22 protein-coding genes are annotated in these 25,455 nt (G+C 30.7%); 16 read left to right on the forward strand and 6 right to left on the reverse strand.

All coding sequences use genetic code 11. From position 1 onward, the window contains the following. The first annotated feature begins 117 nt into the window (after positions 1-117). Positions 118-684 (forward strand): flavin reductase family protein, encoded by a 567-nt coding sequence (locus DTL3_RS01290; protein WP_045087187.1) that lies wholly within the window; start codon positions 118-120, stop codon positions 682-684. Between the two features lies 1 nt (position 685). Then, a complete protein-coding gene (locus DTL3_RS01295) occupies positions 686-1,285 on the forward strand; it encodes a hypothetical protein (protein ID WP_045087188.1) in 600 nt (199 codons plus the stop codon). A gap of 62 nt (positions 1,286-1,347) precedes the next feature. Here DTL3_RS01295 and DTL3_RS01300 read toward each other — a convergent pair whose 3' ends face one another. Beyond that, a complete protein-coding gene (locus DTL3_RS01300) occupies positions 1,348-3,075 on the reverse strand; it encodes a methyl-accepting chemotaxis protein (protein WP_052670229.1) in 1,728 nt (575 codons plus the stop codon). A 399-nt stretch (positions 3,076-3,474) separates the two neighbouring features. Here DTL3_RS01300 and pheS point away from each other — a divergent pair, with 399 nt between their 5' ends. The 14 genes from pheS (at position 3,475) to DTL3_RS01370 (ending at position 18,041) form a co-directional block, all read left to right on the forward strand. Then, positions 3,475-4,506: a phenylalanine--tRNA ligase subunit alpha gene (pheS, locus tag DTL3_RS01305; protein ID WP_144403451.1), complete on the forward strand. Its 1,032-nt coding sequence runs from the start codon at positions 3,475-3,477 to the stop codon at positions 4,504-4,506. A gap of 137 nt (positions 4,507-4,643) precedes the next feature. Next, positions 4,644-4,919, forward strand: a complete 276-nt coding sequence (locus tag DTL3_RS09565; protein WP_045087189.1) for a hypothetical protein — start codon at positions 4,644-4,646, stop codon at positions 4,917-4,919. A gap of 5 nt (positions 4,920-4,924) precedes the next feature. Then, complete coding sequence (gene pheT / locus DTL3_RS01315) at positions 4,925-7,288, forward strand: phenylalanine--tRNA ligase subunit beta (RefSeq protein ID WP_045087190.1); 2,364 nt, start codon at positions 4,925-4,927, stop codon at positions 7,286-7,288. Between the two features lie 29 nt (positions 7,289-7,317). Further along, positions 7,318-8,004, forward strand: coding sequence for a rhomboid family intramembrane serine protease (locus DTL3_RS01320; RefSeq protein ID WP_045087191.1), 687 nt, complete (start codon positions 7,318-7,320; stop codon positions 8,002-8,004). Positions 8,005-8,070: 66 nt separating this feature from the next. Further along, positions 8,071-9,441 (forward strand): Asp-tRNA(Asn)/Glu-tRNA(Gln) amidotransferase subunit GatA, encoded by a 1,371-nt coding sequence (gatA, locus tag DTL3_RS01325; RefSeq protein WP_045087192.1) that lies wholly within the window; start codon positions 8,071-8,073, stop codon positions 9,439-9,441. Then, positions 9,434-10,867: an Asp-tRNA(Asn)/Glu-tRNA(Gln) amidotransferase subunit GatB gene (gene gatB / locus DTL3_RS01330; protein ID WP_045087193.1), complete on the forward strand. Its 1,434-nt coding sequence runs from the start codon at positions 9,434-9,436 to the stop codon at positions 10,865-10,867. Before gatA ends, gatB begins: the two co-directional genes overlap by 8 nt. A gap of 12 nt (positions 10,868-10,879) precedes the next feature. After that, positions 10,880-11,671: a hypothetical protein gene (locus tag DTL3_RS01335; RefSeq protein WP_045087194.1), complete on the forward strand. Its 792-nt coding sequence runs from the start codon at positions 10,880-10,882 to the stop codon at positions 11,669-11,671. Then, the gene (gene hemW / locus DTL3_RS01340) at positions 11,661-12,803 is read left to right on the forward strand and encodes a radical SAM family heme chaperone HemW (protein WP_045087195.1); all 1,143 of its coding nucleotides are present in this window, start codon (positions 11,661-11,663) and stop codon (positions 12,801-12,803) included. Before DTL3_RS01335 ends, hemW begins: the two co-directional genes overlap by 11 nt. A 286-nt stretch (positions 12,804-13,089) precedes the next feature. Continuing rightward, positions 13,090-13,593, forward strand: a complete 504-nt coding sequence (locus tag DTL3_RS01345) for a deoxycytidylate deaminase (RefSeq protein ID WP_045087196.1) — start codon at positions 13,090-13,092, stop codon at positions 13,591-13,593. A 29-nt stretch (positions 13,594-13,622) separates the two neighbouring features. Next, a complete protein-coding gene (locus DTL3_RS01350) occupies positions 13,623-14,456 on the forward strand; it encodes a 2-oxoacid:ferredoxin oxidoreductase subunit beta (RefSeq protein WP_045087197.1) in 834 nt (277 codons plus the stop codon). Beyond that, on the forward strand, positions 14,453-15,064 hold the full coding sequence (locus DTL3_RS01355; protein ID WP_045087198.1) for a 2-oxoacid:acceptor oxidoreductase family protein: 612 nt from the start codon (positions 14,453-14,455) through the stop codon (positions 15,062-15,064). The genes DTL3_RS01350 and DTL3_RS01355 overlap by 4 nt, the downstream gene beginning before the upstream one ends. Then, positions 15,057-15,536 (forward strand): diacylglycerol kinase family protein, encoded by a 480-nt coding sequence (locus DTL3_RS01360; protein WP_045087199.1) that lies wholly within the window; start codon positions 15,057-15,059, stop codon positions 15,534-15,536. The genes DTL3_RS01355 and DTL3_RS01360 overlap by 8 nt, the downstream gene beginning before the upstream one ends. A 100-nt stretch (positions 15,537-15,636) precedes the next feature. Continuing rightward, positions 15,637-16,668, forward strand: coding sequence for a protein-glutamate methylesterase/protein-glutamine glutaminase (locus DTL3_RS01365; protein ID WP_045088527.1), 1,032 nt, complete (start codon positions 15,637-15,639; stop codon positions 16,666-16,668). Next, the gene (locus DTL3_RS01370; RefSeq protein ID WP_052670234.1) at positions 16,665-18,041 is read left to right on the forward strand and encodes an N-acetylmuramoyl-L-alanine amidase family protein; all 1,377 of its coding nucleotides are present in this window, start codon (positions 16,665-16,667) and stop codon (positions 18,039-18,041) included. Before DTL3_RS01365 ends, DTL3_RS01370 begins: the two co-directional genes overlap by 4 nt. Positions 18,042-18,052: 11 nt before the next feature. Here DTL3_RS01370 and acpS read toward each other — a convergent pair whose 3' ends face one another. The 5 genes from acpS to dxs all read right to left on the reverse strand — a co-directional run bounded on the left by acpS (position 18,053) and on the right by dxs (position 25,413). Next, the gene (acpS, locus tag DTL3_RS01375; protein WP_045087200.1) at positions 18,053-18,418 is read right to left on the reverse strand and encodes a holo-ACP synthase; all 366 of its coding nucleotides are present in this window, start codon (positions 18,416-18,418) and stop codon (positions 18,053-18,055) included. Then, the gene (locus DTL3_RS01380) at positions 18,411-20,483 is read right to left on the reverse strand and encodes a cell division FtsA domain-containing protein (RefSeq protein WP_045087201.1); all 2,073 of its coding nucleotides are present in this window, start codon (positions 20,481-20,483) and stop codon (positions 18,411-18,413) included. Before DTL3_RS01380 ends, acpS begins: the two co-directional genes overlap by 8 nt. A gap of 244 nt (positions 20,484-20,727) precedes the next feature. After that, positions 20,728-23,106 (reverse strand): endonuclease MutS2, encoded by a 2,379-nt coding sequence (locus tag DTL3_RS01385; protein ID WP_407919243.1) that lies wholly within the window; start codon positions 23,104-23,106, stop codon positions 20,728-20,730. Next, positions 23,055-23,558, reverse strand: a complete 504-nt coding sequence (locus DTL3_RS01390; RefSeq protein ID WP_045087203.1) for a hypothetical protein — start codon at positions 23,556-23,558, stop codon at positions 23,055-23,057. Before DTL3_RS01390 ends, DTL3_RS01385 begins: the two co-directional genes overlap by 52 nt. A 7-nt stretch (positions 23,559-23,565) precedes the next feature. Then, positions 23,566-25,413, reverse strand: coding sequence for a 1-deoxy-D-xylulose-5-phosphate synthase (dxs, locus tag DTL3_RS01395; RefSeq protein ID WP_052670236.1), 1,848 nt, complete (start codon positions 25,411-25,413; stop codon positions 23,566-23,568). Between the last annotated feature and the right edge of the window lie 42 nt (positions 25,414-25,455).

Consider the following 25,455-nt stretch of genomic DNA (forward strand, 5'->3'; position numbering starts at 1 on the left):
GTACTTCTCAAAACAAAAAAGGGCGAAAGCCCTTTTTGTTTTTTGCTTTGTTAATGAATATACATACTCAAACAAAAACTTTTTGATTGTGGTATAATTTCTTTGGGAGGTATCAATATGGATTACTGTAATAGATTTAGCGAAAATATTTCACTGCCCGTCTGCTTAATAACTGTAAAGAGTGAATCAAGAGTTAATTCGATGACCGTAGCATGGTCTACCCCTTTATCTTCAAACCCACCACTATTTGGATTTGCAATCCGTAAGAACCGATTTACTTACCAATTAATAGTTAAAGAAAAAGAATTTACAGTATCTTTTTTGTCTCTGGAAAAAAGCGATTTGGCCGTTAAATTAGGAAGAATTTCTGGTAGAGAAGGCGATAAAGTATCCGCAATCTCTTTAAAATTGAAAGATTCTGATGTGGTGAAAACCCCTTATGTTGAAGAAGCTTATTTTGCAATGGAATGCAAACTTGAGAATCTTTTTGAAACAGGTGATCATGATTTCGTTGTTGGGAGAGTTGTTTCTGTTCATCCAACTAAAAATGTTTTAATTGACTCGAAACCTGCAATATACCTAGGAAATGACACGTTTACAACCATTGATACATCTCAAATTAATAAATTTGATACTAAAGAGATAGTTGCAAGTATTAAAAACTCTTTTGGCAGAGGTGCATAAGATGATAAAAGACTCTCATTCTGACGGTTTTATTTTAGACATTGTTGAACCCTCGATCTCTTTTCCTTCAATAAGGTTAGAGAAAGGTCAAACGTTAGGAATATATACTAATGAACCAAAACTACTAACAAGAAACTTTTTCAAACTAATTTGTGAACCCGAGAAATATGCGAAAAAAGTTACAATAAACGGATTAATTGCCAACGGGACAAACTGGATCGGACGATCTTATACACATATGGTAGTGCCTGAAATTTGGAATGATAGTATCTATAATATCTTGAAAAAAAAGCCTAAAAGGCGCCATTTAATATTTATTGGTGCTACAAAAAATGAAATAGTATCTGAAGAATTGGATAATATTGCTAGTTTTGTTGAATCTTACAAAAAAGATGGAAGTATTTTTGTAATAACAGACTCAACTGAACTTCTAAAGAAAACTGTGACAAAAGTGATAAACGAAAATGGAATCGACATAGACTTAAATGACTCGGAGATTTATAAATTATCAAACGAAAAAGCAAGTGGATCTAAGATTTCTAATATAATTACAAGTCTTGAAAACTTAAATTTTGAAAACAATTATATTAATTTGGAGTAAAACTATAAAAAAGATAGGTAGGAAGTGTTACTAGCTCCTACCTATCTTTTTTACTTTTAATCTTATATTTTAAAATATTGTACCTGAGCTACTAAATCTTCTGCTATGATTTTTAATTCCTCACTTAAATTATTTACATTTTGGCTCATATCTGCCTGCTGTTTTATAGCTTGCGTCATTTCTTCTATCTGTTGAGCTATATTCATTATGGAAACAGTAGCTGTATTCATTGCACTATTCATTTCTTGTGCTGCAGCACTTTGCTCCTGTGCACTTGCAGCTAAACTTTCGATCATTGAATTAATACTTTCAATTTCTTTTAATATATTTGAAAACTTTTCTTTTACTAATACGGATTGTTCACTGGCCTCGTCTACTACTTTTACTGTATCATCTGTAGCAGAATTTGCTTGTTGAGCACCTTCTTGTATCTGATCTAACATCAGTGCAATCTTATCTGTAGCTTTTTTACTTTCTTCAGCTAGTTTTCTTATTTCATCAGCAACTACTGCAAAACCTTTTCCAGCCTCTCCGGCTCTAGCTGCTTCAATAGCAGCGTTTAAAGCCAATAAATTTGTTTGTTCTGTTATAGAGTTTATGACTTGGATTATTTCACCTATATTTTTTGCTTTTTGAGATAAGCTCTTTACAGCATGCTGAGTAATGTTAGCTTTCTCTTTAGTTTGAAGAATAACTTCAACTATGGATTTTACCGCCTCTTCACCTTCCTTAGCTGCATTATCAACTATTTCAGCCCTTTGAGCTAGGTCCAAGGCAGATTTAGACACATTTTGAGCGCTCCCCGAGACCTCTTCTACACCAGCTGTTACCTCCTGTATAGACGAAGAAGCATTCTGAGCAGATCTGTTAATTTCTTCCATTTGAGATGAAAATTCTTCCGTTGTAGAACTCAATTCTTGAGAAGTACCTGCTAAATTTTGTGATAAATCATAAATTTGATCAGATTTGTTCGATATACCAGTAACTAAACGAGCCAAATCATCTTGCATATTCTCTAAAGCAGTCTTTAAGGATAGAAATTCTTTTGCTTTAAATGTTACATTAGATTTGAAATTTAATTCACCTTCAGATGTTTTTGAAACAATTTCTGAGATATGACCAAAAGGTTTAATAAGAACTTCTTTTATTAAAAAATAAGATAGTATAATTGCTGCTATAGAAATTATCAATGCGAAAAATAGAAATCTTCTAAGAAAATAGGAGTCGTTTTGGGCAACTAAATTGTTAAATTCTTCCATTGATATACCGACAAAAAGCACACCTATTAAATTATTATTTTCATCTAATAGAGGCTCATAAAGTGTTATATAATCATTATTAAGTATTATTGCTTCACCCAAGTATCTTTGTTTTTGGATTATATAATTATAGGCAGCACTATCTTTTCCAAGGAAAGTTCCTACTGCTCTTGTTCCATCTTTATTTTTTATTGATGTTGATATACGAACAAAATCGTTACCCTGAATCTGAAATATGGTAGCTACTACGTTCATATGATTACTAACCTTATCAACAACCTCATATCTTTCTTTTACAGGGTTCCCGTCTTTATCGACTAAAACGCCGTTTGTCAACCGTAAACTCCCATAACTTTGATTGATATACTCTTTAAAAACATTAATTGCTCCCTCAAGTTGTTTTGAATATGTAAGATCAAGCAATTCAGAAGTCGAACTTTTATTTACATTCATTGAAACAAACAGTAAAGAACAAGTAAGTAAAACTACAATCAATATCTCAATAAGTGTTGTATAGGTAGAAAGTTTCATTTAACGATTCCTCCTTTAACGAAATTATACTGCATTTAAAATCCTACCAATAAAATGAACCCGGCTTTCTTTAGAAAACCTTCATTGCTAAAGTCCCTAAATGAATTACTTGAACTATTTCTCTAATTTGATAAAAAAGTATGCTGTAATTTGAAAAGAAAAAAAATAAAAAGGCTTTACTACATTAAAAATTGATTTAAGCCATACCTTTTTTAGAATTCTACAAAATTTATGATTCAGTTATATTATTTATCGACTATTTTTTTATAAATCTTAAATTTTATGAATTTTAGTTATTAAATCATTTTTCAAAAAAAATTGGTATAATTGTTATGTATACTGTGATAATATTTTTGTGATAACATTTCAAAGATCTAAACTTATAATAGGAGGAATTAAATGAATCATAATATAAAAGACATTGAAGAAATAGCCAAAGAATTAAAAAACGAATTGGAAAAAATTGATGATTATCAGAGTTTTCAAAATTTAAAATCTAAGTATTTAGGCAAAAATGGCATAATAAAATCTTTAATGAAAAATCTAAAAGAACTTGATGAGGAACAAAGAAAGAACTTTGGAAAAAACATAAATGAACTTAAAAATATAATAGAAGAATTTTTTGAAGAAAAATTGATCATTTTAAAAGAAAAAGAACGATTATTAAAAGAAAAAGAGAGTTGGATAGACGTTACTATCCCTGGTTCAAAGAGAAAAATTGGAAAAATTAGCTTAATAAGTAAGACTATCCGCGATATAGAAGAAATTTTTGTTGGGATGGGATTTTCAGTTGCTGAAGGTCCTGAAATAGAAAACTCATGGTATAATTTTGATGCCCTTAATACTCCAGAATGGCATCCTGCTAGAGAAATGCAGGATACTTTTTATTTATCTAATGATAAAAAGTATCTTTTAAGAACTCATACCTCACCTGTTCAAATAAGAACTATGCTATCTAATAAACCTCCTTTAGCAATTATTTCTCCAGGGAGAGTGTATCGAAAAGACGAACTTGACGCAACTCATTCTCCTGTGTTCCATCAAGTAGAAGGATTGTTTATTGATAAAAATGTTTCTATTGCTCATATTAAAATGTATCTTGAATACTTAGCAAAAAAATTATTTGGCGATAAAGTTACCATCCTTTTAAGACCAAGCTATTTTCCTTTCACAGAACCAAGTTTTGAGGTAGATATAAGTTGTATTTTTTGTGAAGGGAAAGGTTGCAACATTTGCAAAAATTCTGGTTGGATTGAAATTTTGGGAGCGGGCTTAGTTCATCCTAACGTATTAAAAAGTGTCCATTATGATCCTGACGTTTGGCAAGGATTTGCATTTGGAATGGGTGTGGAAAGAATTGCATTGTTAAAATATAATGTACCAGAAATGAGGGAATTTTATAAAAATGATATAAGATTCATTGAAATATAGTTCTTTCTTTAGGAAGAGAAAATTTGCAGGATAGATGCTTTATGTATTAGCAGCAATCCTAACGTTAAAAATTAGATTGTTGGTATTTCATTAAACAAGTGAGGAAACACAATAGGCAGATACACAAAGCGAATATCTTGAAAGGTGGTAAAAAGAAATTAAATCAGGCTCCATATTTGGTAAAAGGATTCAGATTGTTTGACAAGGTAAGATTCAAAAGACAAGAAAGTTTTATATTTGGTAGACGTTTAAGTAGATATTTTGATTTAAGAAAGTTAGAAGGTACTATAATTCATAGAAGTGCCAGTTATAAGAAACTGACATATATTAATAAAGTCAAAACATTTTTATTTGAAAGGAGGAAATGGCACATTCATCTCCACCCTATAGAGGATGGAGTATCCTGTGCTTAAAATGAATGAAGATATCATTAAATTGGTTGAAAGAATATATAAAAATTACAAAGGATACTCAAGAATTAGTAAAAGAACTTAAATTGCATACAACTGATGTTGAAACTTATGAAGTAATTAGAGACAAGGTTTCTAACATAGTTGTAGGACAAATAACTAATATTGAGCAACATCCTGAAATAGATAATCTTTTAATATGTAAGGTTGATATAGGAAAATGCAAAATAAATTTGGTTACCGCAGATCCAACAGTAAAACTGGGGGATAAAGTTCCAGTGGCTCTTCCAGGAGCTGTTTTAAATGATGGCACCATAATTGAAGAAAAGTCTTTTAAAGGTATTATTTCACAAGGTATGATGTGTTCTTTAAAAGAGCTGGGTATCTCAGAAGAAGCAGAAAAAATATATAAAATAATAGACAATGTTGAGATAGGAACAGATTTTGTTGATTTTTTTGAGTTAACTGATGAAATAATTGATTTAGAGATTCTCCCAAATAGACCAGATTTACTGTCTTATTTAGGTGTCGCAAAAGAATTACAGGCGATAGGTTGTGGAGAAGATTTCAAGATGATTGATTATACACAAATCAAAAAAGGTAAAGGGTTTCCTGTTGAAATACAATACAATAAATGCAAAAGATATATGGCAATAGTAGTAAAAAACATCGAAGTTGGACCTTCACCTTTATGGCTAATTAAAAAACTTGGAAGTGCTGGCATCAGAAGTATTAATAATATTGTAGATATAACCAACTATGTGATGTTAGAAACTGGTCATCCTATCCATGCATTTGATTTAGATCTCATCGAAGGTCAAATAATAGTAAGAAAAGCCTTCAAAGGCGAAAAAGTATTATTATTAGATGGCAAAGAATATATTATGATGGGAGAAGAAACGCTTATTACAGATGGAAAGAACATATTGGCTCTTGGCGGAATTATGGGTGGAGAATTAAGTGGAATAAATGAAAACACTAAATCAATTCTTCTAGAAGTAGCCTATTTTGACCCAATTAATATTAGACTTTCTTCAAGTTACCATAAAATCGTATCAGACTCTTCATACAGATTTGAGCGTGGGGTTGATCCAAACGATGCGGAAATAGTTATGGGCAGATTAATAAAATTAATTTCCGAATTGGTTGGTGGAGAAGTGGATACTTTTGCTACCGATGTCTATCCTGAAGAAATTCCAGAACTGAAAATATTGCTAAGAAGAAAGTATTTAGAAAATAGATTAGGAATTAGTATTGAAGAAAAAACAGTCTCTGAGATTTTAAAAAGATTAAATTATAAATTTTACAGTTTACCAGACGGTTGGAATATATCTGTTCCTACAAATAGACCAGATATCACTCAAGAAATTGATTTGGTTGAAGAAGTTGGAAGAATCTATGGTTATTCGAACATTCCTTCGCGTTTTCCATTTATAAAAGGATTAATTGGAAGTAGGGGTGAATTTGTTTCTTTTAAAGAACGCATTACTGATATAATGCTTTCTAACGGATATCATGAAGCAAAAACTTTTCCGCTTAACAGTGCGAAAAGAATGTGGATGGATGAAAATCTAGATTTGAAAATTATAAATCCTCTTTCTTCAGAATATGAATACATTTCCTCAAAATTAATATATGGTATTTTAGAGTCCGCTTCTTTTAATTATAGAAATCAAAATAAGGATATAAAACTTTTTGAAATTGATAAAGTTTTTATGAAGGATGATAATAGTCCAACTGGTGCAAAAGAATTTACAAACCTGGCGTTTGTAGCTATTGGAAGAGAAAATGATGAGGATTTTACTGACAAGAGATCTGTCTCCTTCTACACAGTAAAAGGTTCATTAGAAAACGTAGTTAGTGAATTTAATCTAAAATTAGATTATAAAAGAAGCTCCTTACAGGGGCTTATGAACTCACAAAGTGCTGACATATATTTAAACAAAGAAAAAATAGGATATATTGGACTATTAGATCTTGAGATTGCAGAGAATTTATATGAAATAAAAGATCCTATATATATATGTGAAATAAATTTAGACTTTTTATTTAGTAATAAAAAAGAATCCCAAAAAATGATTAGAAGATTTGACTTCCCTGCAATAAAAAGAGAGTATGCATTTTTAGTTCCTATGGACGTAGAGTTTAAAGAAATTAGTCAAATCATTGAAAATGCTGGAGAAATAATCGAACAATACAAAATTTTTGATGTATACAAAGGTAAAAACATCTCTCCTAATCATATTAGTATAACAGTATCAGTTGTATATCGTTCACAATTTAAAACTTTGACTGATGAGGAAGTAAATGACATTGAACGACATATTTTAGAACAGCTAAAAGGAAAAAAAATTACACTTCGTGAAAAATAACAATTCTCTATATGAAAGGAAGAATATAAATGAGGCAAAGAAGCCTGACAAGTTTTTTAATAATGATAAATGTAATCGTATTTGTTTTAATGTTTTTATTTGGTGGGCTCAAGGCCTTTTCCAACCCACGGATATACATACTTTTTGGGGCACAAATTGGAAATCTAATTTCAATGGGGGAATGGTTCAGGTTAATTACTTCTATGTTTGTACATGGAGGGCTTTTTCATATATTTTTTAATATGATGGCATTATTTTATGTTGGCAATATTGTTGAAAGGGCCTATGGACCCTCTCGATTAATAACCATATACATGTTGTCAGGTATCTTTGGTAATATATTGACTCATTTTTTCATACCATATGCTATCTCAGTAGGAGCATCGGGAGCTATATTTGGCTTAATAGGTTTGCTCTTTGGAGCAGGCTTTAGACATGATACCCCAGTTATACTTAAGCCAATAACAGGTACAGCTCTTCTCCCAATTATTTTAATAAACGTAATTTGGGGATTTTTACCCGGTGCAAATATAAACAACTTTGCACACTTGGGAGGGTTGGCTGTAGGATTTACATTTGGATGGCTTACTCCTATACGTTATACAAAAACTAGCTACAAAGTATGGAAAATTCTCTCCTACATTGCATATGGTTTAATTATTTTAAGTTTTATTATGTTAATAATTTTTGATTTTCGTTTTTACATTTTAATTTAAAAAAGTCATTTTAATATATTAGACATTTAAAATAATGTTGTCAAATTGTAATCCTTTTAAAATGAGGTGAGTTTTTTGACTATTGAAGAGTTAATTGGAAAAAATGTAATAGAAGAAAGTATCAAAAGAATAATAGAAAAAGATAAAACACTAAACTCTGTTTTGAGGATAGAAAAAATCGAAGGTAACAAAAATGGTAAATATTTTGGCATACCGTTTTTAGTTAAAGATAACATATTAGTAAAAGGTACAAAGACTACTAATGCCTCAAAAATACTCGAAAATTATATCTCCCCATATACTGCTACAGCCGTTGAAAAACTTTTGCAAGCAGGTTTTTCTTTAGTTGGTAAAACAAACATGGATGAGTTTGCTATGGGAAATACTAATGAAAATTCATATTTTGGTCCAGTTAGAAACCCATATGACATTAACAGAGTCTCAGGAGGAAGTAGTGGGGGATCAGCAGCTGCAGTCAGTGCAGGATATGTTCCATTTGCTTTGGGTACTGATACAGGCGGATCTGTTAGACAACCTGCAGCTTTTTGTGGAGTTGTCGGATTTAAGCCTTCATATGGAATGATTTCACGATATGGAGTTACTTCTTTTGCTTCCTCATTAGACCAAATAGGAGTTTTAGCTAATTCTGTAAAAGATGTAGCTTTGGTAGTGGAAACCATGAAAGGAAAAGATGATAAAGATTCAACTACTCTTAATCATACTACTGATCTTACAGATAATTTAGAAATAGATTTATCAAAAATTAAAATATGTATCCCAAAAATAGTCTATGATACAGAACTTGATGCCTCAATTAGGAATAGTTTTTATGAAGCAGTAAATTTTCTAAAGCAGAGAGGAGCAAAAATAGAAATCATAGATATTCCCGAATTAGAATATGTTGTAGCTGTATATTATATCATAGCTCCTTCTGAAGCCTCTTCAAATCTAGCAAAGTTTGATGGTGTTAGATATGGATTAAGAAGCCCTTCCGTTGGATTGAGTGAAATGTATAGAACAACAAGAGAGATTGGTCTTGGAATTGAAGTTAAAAGGCGGATCATAATGGGTACTTTTAATCTATCTTCGGATTATTACGATAAATACTATTCTAAAGCATTAAAAGTAAGAAATGTTATAAGTAGAAAATTATACGATATTTTGAACGAATATAATGCAATAATGACACCTACTTCTCCATCAATTCCTCCTCGTTTAGGAGAAAAACTAAGTCCTCTTGAATACTATCTTATGGATATATTCACTATTCCAGCCAATCTAGCAGGACTTCCGGCAATTAGCATTCCTTTTGGATTTACAAAAGGACTTCCTTTTGGTATTCAGTTAACTGGAAGACAAATGAAGGATGAAGAACTTTTAAAAATTTCATACACAATTCACGAAAGTACAGAAAAGGAGCTACCAAAAAATGTATAAGACAATAATTGGCCTTGAAATACACACTCAACTGTTGACTAAAACAAAAGCTTTTTGTTCTTGTAGTACTGAAAGCTTTGATTCCTTACCTAATAAGAACATATGCCCGGTTTGTACTGGTCATCCGGGTACCTTGCCTGTATTGAACGAAGAGGCAGTAAAACTTGCAGTGAAGGCTGGTTTAATTTTTAATGGAACTATAAATAAAATTTCTAGATTCGATAGAAAAAATTACTTTTATCCTGATTTAGCTAAAAATTATCAAATTACACAGTATTTTTATCCAATAGTTAGTGATGGATACATAATTATAGAAGGTAAAAAAATTAGAATAAAAAGAATGCACTTAGAAGAAGATACAGCCAAAATGTTTCATGAAGGTGATCAAATATCTACAGCACAAGAAAGTTTTTTAGATTTCAATAGATCTGGTATTCCTCTATTAGAAATAGTAACTGAACCTGATATGGAATCACCAAGTGAAGCGAGAATGTTCATGGAAAAATTAAGAAATTTGCTAAGATATGCTGATATTTCGACTGGCGATATGGAAAAGGGTGCTCTTAGATGTGATGCTAATATTTCGATAATAGACCTTGAGAACAATAAAGTTAGCAAAAGAGTAGAAATAAAGAATATTAACTCATTTAAATTTGTAGAAAAAGCACTTGAGTATGAACAAGAAAGACTTATAAATATTTTAGAAAATAATATTAGGATGGTACAAGAAACGAGGGGATGGGATTCAAATAAAAAAGAAACTTTTCCTATGAGAACTAAAGAAGAAGATACGGATTACAGATATTTTCCTGAACCGGATCTACCACCTTTAATACTAAATGATGAATTCATAAATCACGTTCGCTCAACAATTACAGAAATGCCAGAAGAAAAAGCTAAAAGGTTCATGATTCAATATGATCTTCCTCAATATGACGCTGAAATATTAACTTCTAATAAAGAATTATCAGATTTTTTTGAAAAATGTGTTATACATGCCAAAGATGCAAAATTCGTAAGCAATTTAATTATGACAGATTTGCTTAGAGAGATGAAAGAAAACGAAGACGAAATAGAAAACCTCAAGATAAAACCTGAATATTTTGGAGAATTAAAAGAACTATTAGATTCAAATAAAATTTCTACCAAAATATTAAAAGACATTTTCCCAGAAATTTATAAAACAGGTAAAAGCCCAAAAGTTATAGTGCAAGAAAAAGGTTTAGAACAAATAGATGATGAATCTGAGCTAAGAAAAATAATTGAACAAATAATAATAGAGAATCCCCAAGAGGTAGAAAAATACAGAAATGGTAAGAAAAAATTGCTTGGTTTTTTTGTTGGTGAAGTTATGAAAAAAACAAAAGGAAAAGCTAATCCTCAAAAAGCAAATGAGATACTTCTAGAATTCTTAGAGGATAAATAGGGGGCATCATTTTTGAAAGATAACCTACTAATACTTGCCATGTTAATGATTTCAATAACATCTTTTTCTTTAGTAAATTATTCCCCTATAAAACCTAAAATAGATCAAAGCGGGTTAAACTTATCCGTTTTTTCGACAAGCTTTCAAGGAATAGGCATTGAATTACAATATTATAATTACAAAAGTCATTACATGGAAAGCTCTTTCTTAAATAGAACTATTAAATTAAAAACTGGGGAAAGCTTTTTTAAAGCCTTTGTTGACTTACCTATTTACAATGAGAAATTTGGTGTTGGTTATGAATATATGTTAGAAAAAAACTTTTTTGGTGTTTTTTCTCTAAATAATTTTCAAAGATTAGAAAGTAAAAGTTTATCTCACAATTTTTATAACATAACTCTTGGCAAATTCAACATCCCATCTTATTCAGTTGGTAATATAAAATTTTTAAAAGGAAACGATTTATATTTATTTGAAATAAGTTCTTTACTCTATAGACCTTTTACATTACCTTTTAATCTAGGGTATTCTAACGGATTTTATGTGTCACTTCCATTGATCAATTTCGATAATTATTATATTGATTCTATGAATGTCGGTTTTACTCTCATCGAGAAGAATGTTTATCCACAACTTAGTGTATCCATTCCACTTAATATATTTGAACAAACTTTGCACATAGGTTCGAAGTTTGCATTCGGAAAAAATGTTTACTATGAATTATATCTTTTTAATGAGAACATGAGTTTCCCATTTCTATTGCTTATAAATAATAAGGGAGGAGCTTTGTTTATTGAACTGTAATGATTTAGGAATTTACATACATATCCCTTTTTGTACAAAGCGGTGTTTATACTGTGATTATACCTCATTTACGAATTTAGAGTTAATAGAAAAGTACTTCGATACTTTAAAAAAAGAAATAATTTTAAAAAGTAGGGAATCTAAAAGTTTCAAAATTAAAACTATTTACTTAGGTGGAGGAACTCCATCTATCATTAAAACTGATCTCATCGAAGATATTTTCTTTACTTTACTCAACAATTATGATATTAATTCTTTAGAAGAATTTACTATAGAAGTAAATCCAGAGAGCGTAAGAGAAGACAAGCTAAGTTTTTACAAGAGTATTGGCATCAATCGTATTTCAATTGGTTTTCAAAGCACGACAAATGAAATATTAAAAAAGGTTGGAAGAATACATAGATTTGAAGAAGAGATACGTGCTTTCTCCCTTTTAAAAAAATACTTTGATAATATTAATGTGGATTTTATTCTTGGTTTACCAGGTGAAAATACAAATACAGTAGCTAAAAATCTAGAATTCATACAAAACTTTCAACCATCTCATATTTCATATTACTTATTTGATGCTTCTCATGATACACCTTTAAAATTCTTACTTAATGACGGTAAAATGTATCTACCAGACGAAGATTTTTTAGCAGGTCAACTTGATTTGATTGATAATTTTTTGAAAAACATTAACTATAAACATTATGAAATTTCCAGTTGGGCCTTGTTAAGTAAAGAATCTATGCATAACAAATTATACTGGCACAACTTAAATTATCAGGGATTTGGTATTTCAGCTGGGGGACATGTAAATAATTTTCGGTATGTTAATACCTCCTCAATAAATAACTACATAAAATATATAAATGAAGGGGTATTCCCTTACGAATACCAAAACTCAAATGATTCATTTCATGAACTAATAGAAACACTGTTCATGGGTCTAAGACTATTAGATGGTATAAACTATGTTTCATTAGTCAATAGGTTTGGAAAAACACTAACAGACAAAGTTATAGATAACTTGAAAAAAAATGTAGAGAATTACATATGTATAAAAGATAATCACATTAAATTATCAAAAAAAGGTTTAGATTATTCGAGATATGTCTTCGAAAAATTATTAGATATCACTTATTAAAAATGTAGGTACTAAATCAAGTTTTTTAAATTGCCGTAGCCTATAAGAATTAGCGACTTTAGAAATGAAGATTTTCTAAAAATTGAATTTTTGAATTTATAACGGGTTCAGGGTGGAGACCTCCACCCTTTCCTAACTACAAGTACCAAAAAGTTTAAAAAATTAAGAGTAGTGAGTAGTAGAACTGTGGAAGTATTTTGTAAAAAATCAAATCTAAAAAATACATATAATAAGAATTTTGGAATTTCTAAAGCGAGCAATAAAAACACCTAGGAGGTTGGTTTTCTTGGAAAAAAATGAAGAGGTTGAACTATATTTAAAAAATAAGAAAATCTTAAAATACAACTCAAAAAGTAGAAGTGATTGGGACGAATATTTCATGGATGTGGCACTATTGGTAAGTAAAAGATCTACTTGTATACACAGAAAAGTTGGAGCAATAATTGTAAAAGATAAAAGAATACTTGCCACCGGATACAATCAACCTCCCTCTGGATTTCCACACTGTGATGAAATTGGATGTATAAGAGATGATTTAAATATTAAAAGTGGAGAACATCAAGAGATTTGTTATGGACTTCATGCTGAGCAAAATGCTTTAATGCAGGCAGCTAAATTTGGCATTAGAACAGAGGACTCTATTATATACGTTACCCACCAACCTTGCTCCATTTGTGCCAGACTGATTATAAATGCTGGCATAAAAAAAGTGTATTTCAGAGAAAGTTATCCTGATGCATTGACAAAATTTTTCTTTGAAGCATGTGGAATAGAAACAAAAATTATTTAACACAATTTAATATAAGGGGTGGAATTTAAATGCCTTTAGAAAAATATTTTCATTATTTAAGGCAAGACAGAATGACTCATATATGGTGCCCTGGTTGTGGAAATGGTATTATTATGAAAAGCTTTTTGGAAGCTGCCTCCAATCTCAATCTAGATAAAAACAAAGTGGCAGTTGTTTCTGGAATTGGTTGTTCTTCAAGAATCACAGGTTACCTCGATTTTAACACCTTACACACTTTACATGGTAGAGCAATTCCTTTTGCAACAGGGGTTAAATTAGCTAAACCAGATTTTGATGTAATAGTCATGGGTGGTGACGGCGATTTACTTGCCATTGGAGGAAATCATTTTTTACATGCCTGCAGAAGAAACATGGATTTAACCGTTATTATTTTTAACAATAACATATACGGCATGACAGGCGGACAATACTCTCCTACGACACCAAAAAACGGATGGGCTACTACCTCACCTTATGGAAATCTCGAAGATAATGTAGATCCTGTAAAGTTAGCTATAACTTCCGGCGCAACTTATGTTGCCAGATCAACTGTATTCCATTACTCATTAACCACCAAGTATATTGAAAATGCTATTAAACATAAGGGAATGTCGGTTGTAGAGGTTATTACTAACTGTCATACATATTTTGGTAGATACAATCAAAAGCCAACGCCTATTCAAATGTTACAGTATTTCAAAGAGAACTCTATAACATTAAGTAAGGCTGAAAAAATGAAAGTGAATGAACTAGAAAACAAATTTATTATCGGAGAATTTATTAATATAGAAAAAGAAACCTACAACGAAAGATACGATAAATTAATAAAAGAATTATCTGCTGGGGAGGTGTCAAAAAAATGAGCTTGTCATTTTCGATACCTCTTGCAATAAGAATGGTTGGTGAAGCCGGACAAGGAATAATCTTGATGGGTTCTATTCTTGCAAAGTCACTGGTAAAAGAAGGATATTGGGTAGCACAATCTCAACATTATGGAGCACAAGTTCGTGGAGGAGTTTCTTATTGTGATACACTGTTTGATATCGAGCCTATTGACTATCCATTAGCAGATCATTTTGATGTTTTGTATTTAATGCATGGTATAGGTTCTAACAACATTGAAAAACTCAAGAGAAATAGCATTTTATTCTATGATGAAAAGTTTGTAGAAAAACTTCCACAGCATATAAATAGAATTACAAGAAAAATAGTAAAAGTTCCAGCCTCTAGAGTTGCTTTAGAAGAATTATCAAATATAAACGTTGCAAATATGATAAGTTTAGGAGTATTATGTTCTGTTACTCAACTTGTTTCTGAAGAAATATTAATTGAAACTGTAAGAGAAAACGTATCGGCAAACTATAAAGATATTGATGAAAAAGCTGTTAGAATTGGGTATTCATTGATAGAAAAAAGATATCCTCTTAAATTTTATAAAAAAATTGAGAGGCTAGGAAAAGGTTATGAATAATAGTAATAAAAATAATAATAGTAAGATACCAAATAAAAACATTTCTTTAAAACAAAGTTTTTCTTTTGCTTTTAAGGGGTTAATTTATATATATAAAATGGAAAGAAATTTTCGAATACAGAGTATAGTGGGAATAACAGTTTTGATAGTGTCTCTTTTTTGTAATTTGTCAACTATAGAATTCATTTTTCTTCTCTTTACTGTGATGCTCGTTCTTGTTATGGAAACATTAAATACCGTTGTTGAAAAGTTACTTGATTTTATTCATCCTATTTACAATTCAACGATCAAAACCATAAAAGATATTTCAGCTGCATTAGTATTAATTACATCTGTATTTGCAGTAGTAATTGGTATAATAATATTTGGGAGAGCTTTATTTAATCTTCATCCTAAATATGGTATAATAATAGCGACAATTTTCCTTCTAATATTAAATTTGTTAGGTGCTCTATACAAAACTGACGACTGATTAGTTAAAATTGGTCTACCTTAATTTACACCATTTTTCGAAAAGGAGGATTCCTTCTTTGGACCCAATAAGAGTTTTGATTGTTGATGATTCTGCATTTATGCGAATGGTGTTAAAAGATATAATTGACCAACAACCAGATATGAAGGTCGTTGGTTTTGCAAAAGATGGAGTAGAAGCAATAGACAAAATTATTACATTAAAACCTGATGTGGTTACCCTTGATATAGAAATGCCTAAAAAGAATGGGTTAGAGGTTTTATCAGAGATTATGCAGAAGTCTCCTACTCGTATAATTATGGTAAGTAGCTTAACTTCAAATGACGCAGATATTACTATAGAATGTCTTGAAAAAGGTGCTTTTGATTTTATCCAAAAACCTGCTGGAAGCACTTCTTGGACTTTTAGAGATGTACAAGATGAACTTTTGAACAAAATAAGAGAGAGTATGAAAGTATCCCTCGATAAACTAACAACTGTTCAACATATCCCTAGAAGAAAATCCCGAAAAAGACTGGACTTTAATATAGTTGGCCAAAAAATTGTTTTAATTGCAAGTTCAACTGGGGGACCTAGATCTTTAGACGTCATTATTCCACAATTACCTGAAAATTTAAATGCCCCTGTTATTATTATTCAACATATGCCTCCGGGTTTCACAAAATCTTTAGCCGACAGGCTGGACAAAATATCTAATTTAAGAGTAAAGGAGGCAGAAGACGGAGAAATTCTTCAAAAAAATATCGTATACGTAGCTCCTGGAGATTATCATCTTGGTTTAAAAGGTAACGACTTTAAGGTTAGGCTTTTTCTTGATAAAAGCGAAAAGATAAACAACGTGAGACCAGCCGCTGACTTTACCTTTGACTTAGCTGCTGAAATATATAAAAAAAATTCCATTGCTGTAATATTAACTGGAATGGGACGTGATGGCTCAAAGGGAGCTTTTAAAATAAAACATTACGGTGGAAAAGTAATCTCAGAAGCAAAAGAAACTTGTGTGGTTTACGGTATGCCAAAGGTGGTTGCAGAAGAAGGTTATGCAGACTATATACTTCCAAATTATAAAATTCCCGAAAAAATTGTAGAATTGCTTTCAAATTCAAATGCTTCAAAAGGGGGAAAGGTATGAGTTCTTTAAATAATAACTTTAAAGAATTTTTTATTATTGGTCTTTTTCTTTTATGTTTTTTATCTATTTTTTCGAAAAATGTCTACTTTCAATGGAGAGAATTGGACGTTACGTCCTATTTTGAGGAAAACGAAAATACGTATATTGATCTGGAAGTTATTGCCAAACTTACAAATAGATCTATAGATGTATTTAATTCATCATTAATTTACATTAAAGGAGAAAAATGGAATGTTTTCATTTTTCCACAAAATAATTTGGCTATCATTAATAGTAGTGAATCTTTAAATTTTTATCCTAATGACTTAAAAGAGAAAAACGGGAAAATATATTTAACTCCAGAATTGTTAGCTAAAGTAATGGATCTAGAATTGATTTCTAACGATAGCTCTGTATATTTGAATGTTCCTTTAGCTCAGGTTAAGTCTATCAAAACTATTATTCAAAAAACAGATGCTAGGATTATAATTGATCTTTCGTCATCTCCTGAAGATATTGGTATTTATCCTTTAGTTAATAAATCAGGTTATCTCTTAAAAATTAAAGGTGCAGAAGTACCTAATTCATATATTTACGAAGAATATAAAAACAAAATTAACTTCATTAAAGCTTACCATTATTCGCCAACAGAAGTATGGGTTCAAATAAAGTTAAACAATACTGCTAACTTGAATGAAATTATTGAGGAGACAAGAATAGTACTTGATTTATCTTTTGAAGAAGAGATTAGTTTACCTGTGTTGGTGTTAGATCCTGGTCATGGAGGTATTGATTCAGGAGCTGTTGGACCTACTAAGGTCTTTGAAAAAGATCTTACTCTAGCAGTGGCAAAAAAGGTTCAAGAACTATTAAGCACGTATAATATCAATGTCTATCTTACTAGGACTACTGATATTTACGTGGATCTACACGACAGAGCTGTTTTTTCAAATGAAAAGGTAGCTGATTTATTCATTAGTTTACACATGAACGATTATCCTTCTGATAAAACAGTTTCAGGATCTGAAGTCTATTATTTTGATTTTTCTGAAAGTGCTTATGCAAGAAGAATTGCTTATCGTGAGAATTTAGATATGACAGCAGATAAAAATATAATTCAAACTTGGGTCAGCGATAAAGGAAATAGTCTGAAACAAAGTGAAAGTTTTGCCAAGATTTTAGGCAGTTATATCAATGGTAATGGAATAAGATTCAGAGGTATTTATAAGGCAGAATTTGCAGTTTTGGCTTATACTAGAGGTCCAGCAGTATTATTTGAAATGGAATTTATAAGCAATCCTGATGTGGAAAAAAAGTTTTCGTCTGGACATTACGTAGATACATTTGCAGAAATAATAAAAAATGCCGTAGTAGAATATTTTAATCTAAAGTAAAAACTTGCAACTTACATTCCACATTTATCAACAACAATAGCGGCAGCTATTGCATACTCTCTTTCATGAGATATTGTTATATGTATATCAGCTTCGCCTCCAAATTGATTAAATATATATTCTGAAGAATCAGCGTCTATAAAAGGTTCTCCATTTTCTTTTTCTAATATAGTGATTCTTGAATATGGGATATAACTCTTAAAACATTTTATAATAGCCTCTTTTGCAGCAAACCTACCTGCTGCAAATTCTTGTTTTTTCCTATTTCCTTTAAACCCGTTATATATTTCTCTCTCTTTAATAGATAGTATTTTTTTAATGTTATTGTCATTTATTCTGTCTATTTTCACTATATCGATACCTATCCCTCTAATCATTAATTATCAACCTCACATTAGCTCCTGGAGTGATTTTTTGAAGAAAACTCTCAACTCTTTGATCATTAATATATATATCATAAGATTTGATCTCGTCGATATTCAAAGATAAACTTGATAATATATCGATTAATTGAGCTTCTTTACGTACTTTCCTCACAGTATAGTTTGAACCATTTTTTATTTCTTGATTGACATCTATTATGTTTCCATTACAAGTAACTATTATTTCTTCTCTATCTAATACTACTTCTTCACCATTCAAATAAACTACCATCTTTTCTGTTTCTACATCTAAAAAATCTTTTATTTTAGGAAGTTCCTTTATTTGGGTCCTCAATAAATCTCCTTCTTGAATCCTATAATCATTTTCTAATATTTCATCGTTTTTTACAATAACAGTTCCTACTACGACTTCATATGGAAGATTATTTATAGTAAAATATAAAACTTCATTATTATCTTTAAAAACTTTTTCAATTGTCGGAGAAATCGTTTGAATTTCATCTCCATCTTGTATTAATTCTTCTAAATCCTCAACTCTTTCACCATTTTTATATATTATTGGATAAATTTTTTTTGGCACTCCATTTAAAAAAAATTCCATTGGCTTAATGACCTCTGTTAATTTCACTGTAACTGGTTCAGCATCACGTGGTTCTTCAATTTCTATTATATCTCCCGGATTTATTGTAGAGTGTAATTCTGCAGGTTCTCCGTTTTTAAAAATTCTTGCTTTTTTACCAAAATTTCCTCGTTTTATCTGAAGTTTTCCGTTCAATTCAAAAGCTATTGCTAGTGAAGGGGTACTGACCAATTTATCTAACGAATAACCTGCTTGAAGCAATACTTGAAGAATTGTTATATCTTTTCCAATCATGAGCATATTTACACTTCTGCCGTTAACTTTCACTTCCGTAAATACACTACCCTGCTTTTTAAGAGCAACATTAACAATTCCTAGGGGAGTTATATATTCACTACCTTCTAATTTTTCATTTTCAAAAAAGATTATATCTATATTCTTTAATGTTTTTAATGAAACTCTATTATTTGGAATACCTAATTTTTCAGCCAACTTCTCTGTAATTAAAGGTACTTTACCTCCTCCTCCTACTATCATAACAGCAATTGGAGGTTTTCCATTGAGATTTATAATTTCCTTTGCTATTTTTTCAGTTATATCATCTATTACAGGAGAAATTAGATTAAGAACCTCTTGTTTAGTAATAGTTTGTGAATTATCTAATATATCAAGGAAAGATATGGTCTCTTTTATCTTCAGTTGCCTTTTTATACTTTCTGCAGTTTTAAAATCTACTAAAAGTCCTTCAGATATGACATCGGTAATTTCATCTCCGGCTTTTGGAACCATTCCATAACCTGTTATTATACCCTTATCAGAAATTGCTATGTCACTTGTTCCAGCGCCTATATCAATCATGGCAATATTAAGGTTTCTCAAGTCTTCAGGAACAACTAAACTAGTAGCGGCTATAGGTTCTAAAGTAATATGCATTGGTTTAAGATTTACTCTATCAAGTACCGATAACATAGCCTCTACAACATTACTAGGAAGAAAGGCTGCTAGAACCTTAACTTTTGCTTGATTTCCTTTCTGTCCTTCAAGATGTTTCATCCATTGGTTATCTAAACTGTAATAAAGCACAGAATAACCAACACAGTACATACTTTGAGGATACTGCAATTTTTCTGCTGCAGCATTAACCGCCTCAATTTCCATTTTATTTATTACATCTGAACTTAAATATCCATATTCAGAGATATTTAGTGAATAGGTACCGATGGAAGAAATTAGAAATCTACCTGCTATTGCAATCGCAACTTCATTTAATTTTTTACCGCTTTTATCTTCTAAAGCCTTTTTAACTTTTGCAACTCCTTTAGCTACTCTTGCAACATCATGAATTTGCCCATCAATCATCGCACGATTTTCATGTTCTACTTCATAAAAATGGTGTACTATAATTTTTTCAGCAATTTCATCATAAGAAGCCAAAATTCCAACAATGGTTCTTGTTCCTATATCGAGACCAAAGACCATATTTATACCCTCCTACCCAAGCATCTTTCACACTTTAAAATTAACAATTCTTAACGTGTTCGAGGTTTTAATATTCTTTTGTCTAAAAAATACTAGCGCATGCGAATTTTGATTAATTGGTTTTATCTTATAGCACTAAAAAAGGTGGGGTTTACAACGAACTTAATGCAAATTCTAAATGTATTAGCAATTTTTCTTCAAAATTATATAATATTTCAGTAAATTTCAAAAAAATGAAGATCTGTCATAATTCTACAACAGTAACTCCAGTTCCCCCTTCTTCACTCTTTGCTATCTTAAAATCTCTTACAATCGAGGAATTCCTTAAATAATCCCACACACCTATAGCTAACTTCCCAGATCCTTTCCCATGAATTATCCTTCCCTCTTTAATACCAGAAGCTATTAAATCGTCTAGAAATTTTTTTATTTCGGGGATAGCTTCGTTTACAGTTAACCCCCTAATATCTAGTTCCGGGTTAACAATCTCCTTTTTGTTTATTTTAATTTGCACACTTTTTCTTACGGGATCTTCATCGGCATTAATAATAGGTTCAATGTCTTTAGGACTGTAAGTTATTTGAATGGGAGAATTTTTAAGTTGTACGGTTATTTTTTTCCCATCAACTTTCTTAATTTCACCTACCATATTACCTGGCACTTTAACCACCATTCCTACATTCAAATGGAAGTCCGAGATTTTATCTTCCGACTTATCAGTTTTTATTTGTTCTTCTATATTATCTACTTTTAAGGTTAATTCTTCAATTTTTCTAAGCTCATTTTGCATGGAATCTATATCTTTTTTTTCAATAGCAATCTTAATTTCTGAAATAATTTTCTGGATCTCACCTTTTATCTTTTTGAGTTCTTTTTTTACTTTCCAAATTTCTCTATCTATATATTCTAGTTCCCTATTTTTAACCTTCTCAACCTTCTCTTCATATTCATTTTTTAGCTTTAAAGCTTTTTCTTCAGCATTTTTTTGTCTCAATAAACTTTCTTCATATTCTTTATGCATTAATGATAACTGTTGAATTATTTTCTCATTTTGTGCGTATCCTTCGTCTAAATATCTATATGACTCTCGAATGACTTGAGAATTTATTCCTAACCTTTGTGCAATTTCTATAGCATGAGATGCACCAGGAACACCTATTAATAATTTATAAGTGGGTTGAAGTGTCTCGATATCAAATGACATAGAAGCAGAAAGGAGTCTTTCTTCTTCTAATGAATAAACTTTAATTTCAGAAAGATGAGAAGTTGCAAAAATCAAAGGCCCTTTATCTAAAAGATATTTTAGTATCGCTTTACTTAAGGCTGCGCCTTCTATCGGATCAGTTCCAGTGCCTAATTCATCAATTAATACTAGAGATTTTTCAGTCGCCTCGTCTAATATCTGTTTAATGTTAACCAGATGAGCAGAAAAAGTGCTGAGATTCTCAGATATGTTTTGTTGATCACCAATGTCGGTATATATATCGTTTATAAAGGGTAATTCAGCTTTAATAGTCAACACAGGTAAAGCTGCATGAGACATAAAAAAGGCGATTCCTATTGATTTCAAAGTAACAGTTTTTCCTCCGGTGTTTGGACCGGTTATTATCATTCCATTTCTATTAAGTTCTACATCTATAGGTACTACCTTTTCTCTATCTATTAGCGGATGACGAAGCTCTTTCAAATTTACTTTTCTTGAAGTAATGCTTGGAAGAATAAATATGGCATTATTTAATTTTGCATACTTGGCTTTTGCTATATTCGAATCTATATACGCAATTATCTCTACATTTTGTTTGAGTCTTGTATAATTTTTTTGAAGTTCAAAAGTCAACAGCGAGATAATCTTATTAATCTCTAACCTCTCATCACTTACTAAATCTATATATTTTTCGTTTAGTTCTATCATGCTTTCTGGTTCAATAAAAACCGTTGAACCAGAATCTGATTTCCCTACAGTAATACCTTTAATGAGATTTTTATTTTCTGTTCTTATAGCAATACATATCCTGTCATTTTTTTCTATAGGTTGATCTATCGAAAGATATTTATAATATCGATTTTTTATCCTATTAAATTCAATGTTAAGTTGATTCTTTACAATTGCCATACTTCTTCTAATATTTTTTAATTCTGCTGTAGCATCATCTTTAATATTTCCGTCTTGTGTAAAAGTTTGGAATATCTCATCTCGAAGATAGGCTAATTGATCGTAGCGTTTTATCTTTTCTGCTAATAATTCATCAATTTTAGAGTAATACATATAAATTTTTTCTGAAGACTCCAAAAACTCTCCAACATTACGAAACTCTTTTCCTTCTAAATTTTCTTGATTATCAATTTTATTTAATATATTTGAAATGTAATTAACCCCATATAATTCCTTCACATTGCCCTTTATTACTAAATCCAAGAATAAGTTAGAAATATAAGTTTCATTTTCTAATTCTTCAAAATTGTCATAAAATTTGCTGTTTTGCAATAAAAAATCTTCCCCATATTTTGTGTTAGAATGCGAAGCAATTATTTTTATGATTCTATTAATCTCTAAATCATTTCGAGCTCGTTCTAAAATTGAAAACTCACCCCTATTGTAATTGGCAAATAGTTTACTGTAAATTCATTTGGATAATATCTTGTTTCATATCCCACCATAAGAAAATAATTATTATATCCTAATCCCGCATTAACTGATATTTCAGTATTAAAATTCTTAAAAAAATCTTCGGTATGTACTCCCCCAAAAGCAGAAATTACAAAGTAAAAATTCTGTATAATATTTGCGCAATATTTCATATGTAATCCAAGAGAAATACCGGCTTGTTCTTGAACATGTGCTTGTTCTAAAAGTTTGTAATTATAAAATATTCCAACATATGGTCCATAGTTTATAGACTTGTTATCTTCGGTAGGAATAAGAAAACTCATTCTTGCACCAAGATAATCAACCTTCTCGATATCTTTACTTAAGGTATAAGAATAAGATGGGGTTAGTGAAAATTCGAAGGCATAAACTGAACTTACAGTAAAAACCACGACTACTAAAAGCTGCAATAATATCTTTTTAAACAATTTACTTTCACCTTCTTCTTAAAATCTTAGTGCCAATGTCTGTTTTCAAAAACAATTCTTCGAAATTCTTTTTTATAGATTCAATATCTAATCCACATTCTTGAAGTTGTTCCTCACGTGTAGCATGAGAAACAAAGTCATCTTTTATACCAAAAGCAAATATCTGTTTGTTTTTTAATTTGTATATTTCTTCATTAAAACCACCTTTTAAGCTTCCTTCTTCATATACAAATATATAATTTGCTTTTTCTGCTAAAACCTGCATTACAAAATCATCAACCGGTTTAACACTTCGAACGCCTATTATGTTTACTTCAAATTCATTTAAAGCTTTAACAACAAGCTGTGCCATTGTTCCTACTGCAAGAACATAGACATCCGACTCTGACTTTTTTAAAAATCTCCATTCTCCGTTTACTATTTTGAGATTTTCTAATATTTGTGTTACGCTAATTTTTTCTCCATCTCTAGGAAAACGAATAAATCTAGGCTTTTTTATTCCTTGAATAACTGATGTATATACCATATTTGCAAGGTCTTGCGCATCCAAAGGGGTCCAAACTTCAACATTGGGGATTAATCTAGTGTAAGATAGATCAAAAACACCATGATGAGTAGGCCCATCTTCTCCAACTAAACCAGCTCTATCAAGCAAAAATAAAACTGGGGCTTTTTGTAAAGCTACATCATGAATCAATGAATCAAAAGCTCTTTGCATGAATGTAGAATATATATCAACAATAGGCAAAATACCGCCAAAAGAAACAGCGGCTGCAGTAGTTACTACGCTTGATTCTGTAATACCCATATCGATAACTTTATCTGGAGAAATCTCTTGTAATATATCAAGACCTGTACCTGATGACATTGCAGCAGTAAACGCTAGAAATTCATAATTTTTAAGCCAAGCAAGAGTATGGCCAACTATTTTACTATAAGAAATTTTATCATCTTTTTTGGATATTCCATGAAATTTTATAGGCGCATTCTCTATCTCTTCAAATCCTTTTCCTTTTTTGGTAACAACATGTAGCAAAACTGGACCTTCGTTATATTCTTTCATAAACTTAAAGTACTCTTCAAGTTTTTTTATATTATGTCCTTCAACTGGTCCATAATATTTTATACCCATGTCCTCGAAAAAAGGTGCGGGCGAAGCATAAAATGAATATTTTAGCGCATCTCTAAATTTTTTCAATAGATTTTCCACATCTTTTCCAACGGAAGAATCTTCCAAAGAACTTTTTAAAGCTTTTTTCGTTTCTGTATATTCTTTTTTTACTCTGAAATTGTTAAGAAGTTGAGATATCGCACCAACATTTTTTGAAATAGCCATTTCATTATCATTCAATACTATTTTAACGTTTGCTCCTTGGTAATTTAACTGATTTAAGGATTCAAGGGTCATTCCACATCCTAAAGCACCGTCTCCAACAATAGCTACTATATCCCTTTTTCTTTTTTTTAACTTATCTGATAAAAAGAAACCTAGTGCTGCAGCAATAGCGGTACCCGCATGTCCAGCACCAAACTTATCAGCATCTGATTCAAAAATATTGGTATATCCACTTATACCTGCTTTTTTTCTAATATTCTTAAATTCTTTCCATCTACCTGTTAGAAGTTTGTGAACATAGCTTTGATGACTAGTATCCCATATAATTACATCTTCAACAGGATCAAAAATTCTATACAATGCTATGGTTAGCTCAACTACTCCCAGATTAGAAGCAAGGTGGCCGCTGCCGTTGGATATTGTTGTATATATATATTTTCTAATTTTTTGAGCTAATTCTTCCAATTCTTCATAATTCATATTATTGAGCAGTTTATAAAGAGGAACGTTTGTATCCATTATAAAATAATGAGATTTTTACACAATAAAAATCTCATTTTC

The organism is Defluviitoga tunisiensis, from assembly GCF_000953715.1.
Taxonomy (GTDB): Bacteria; Thermotogota; Thermotogae; order Petrotogales; family Petrotogaceae; genus Defluviitoga; species Defluviitoga tunisiensis.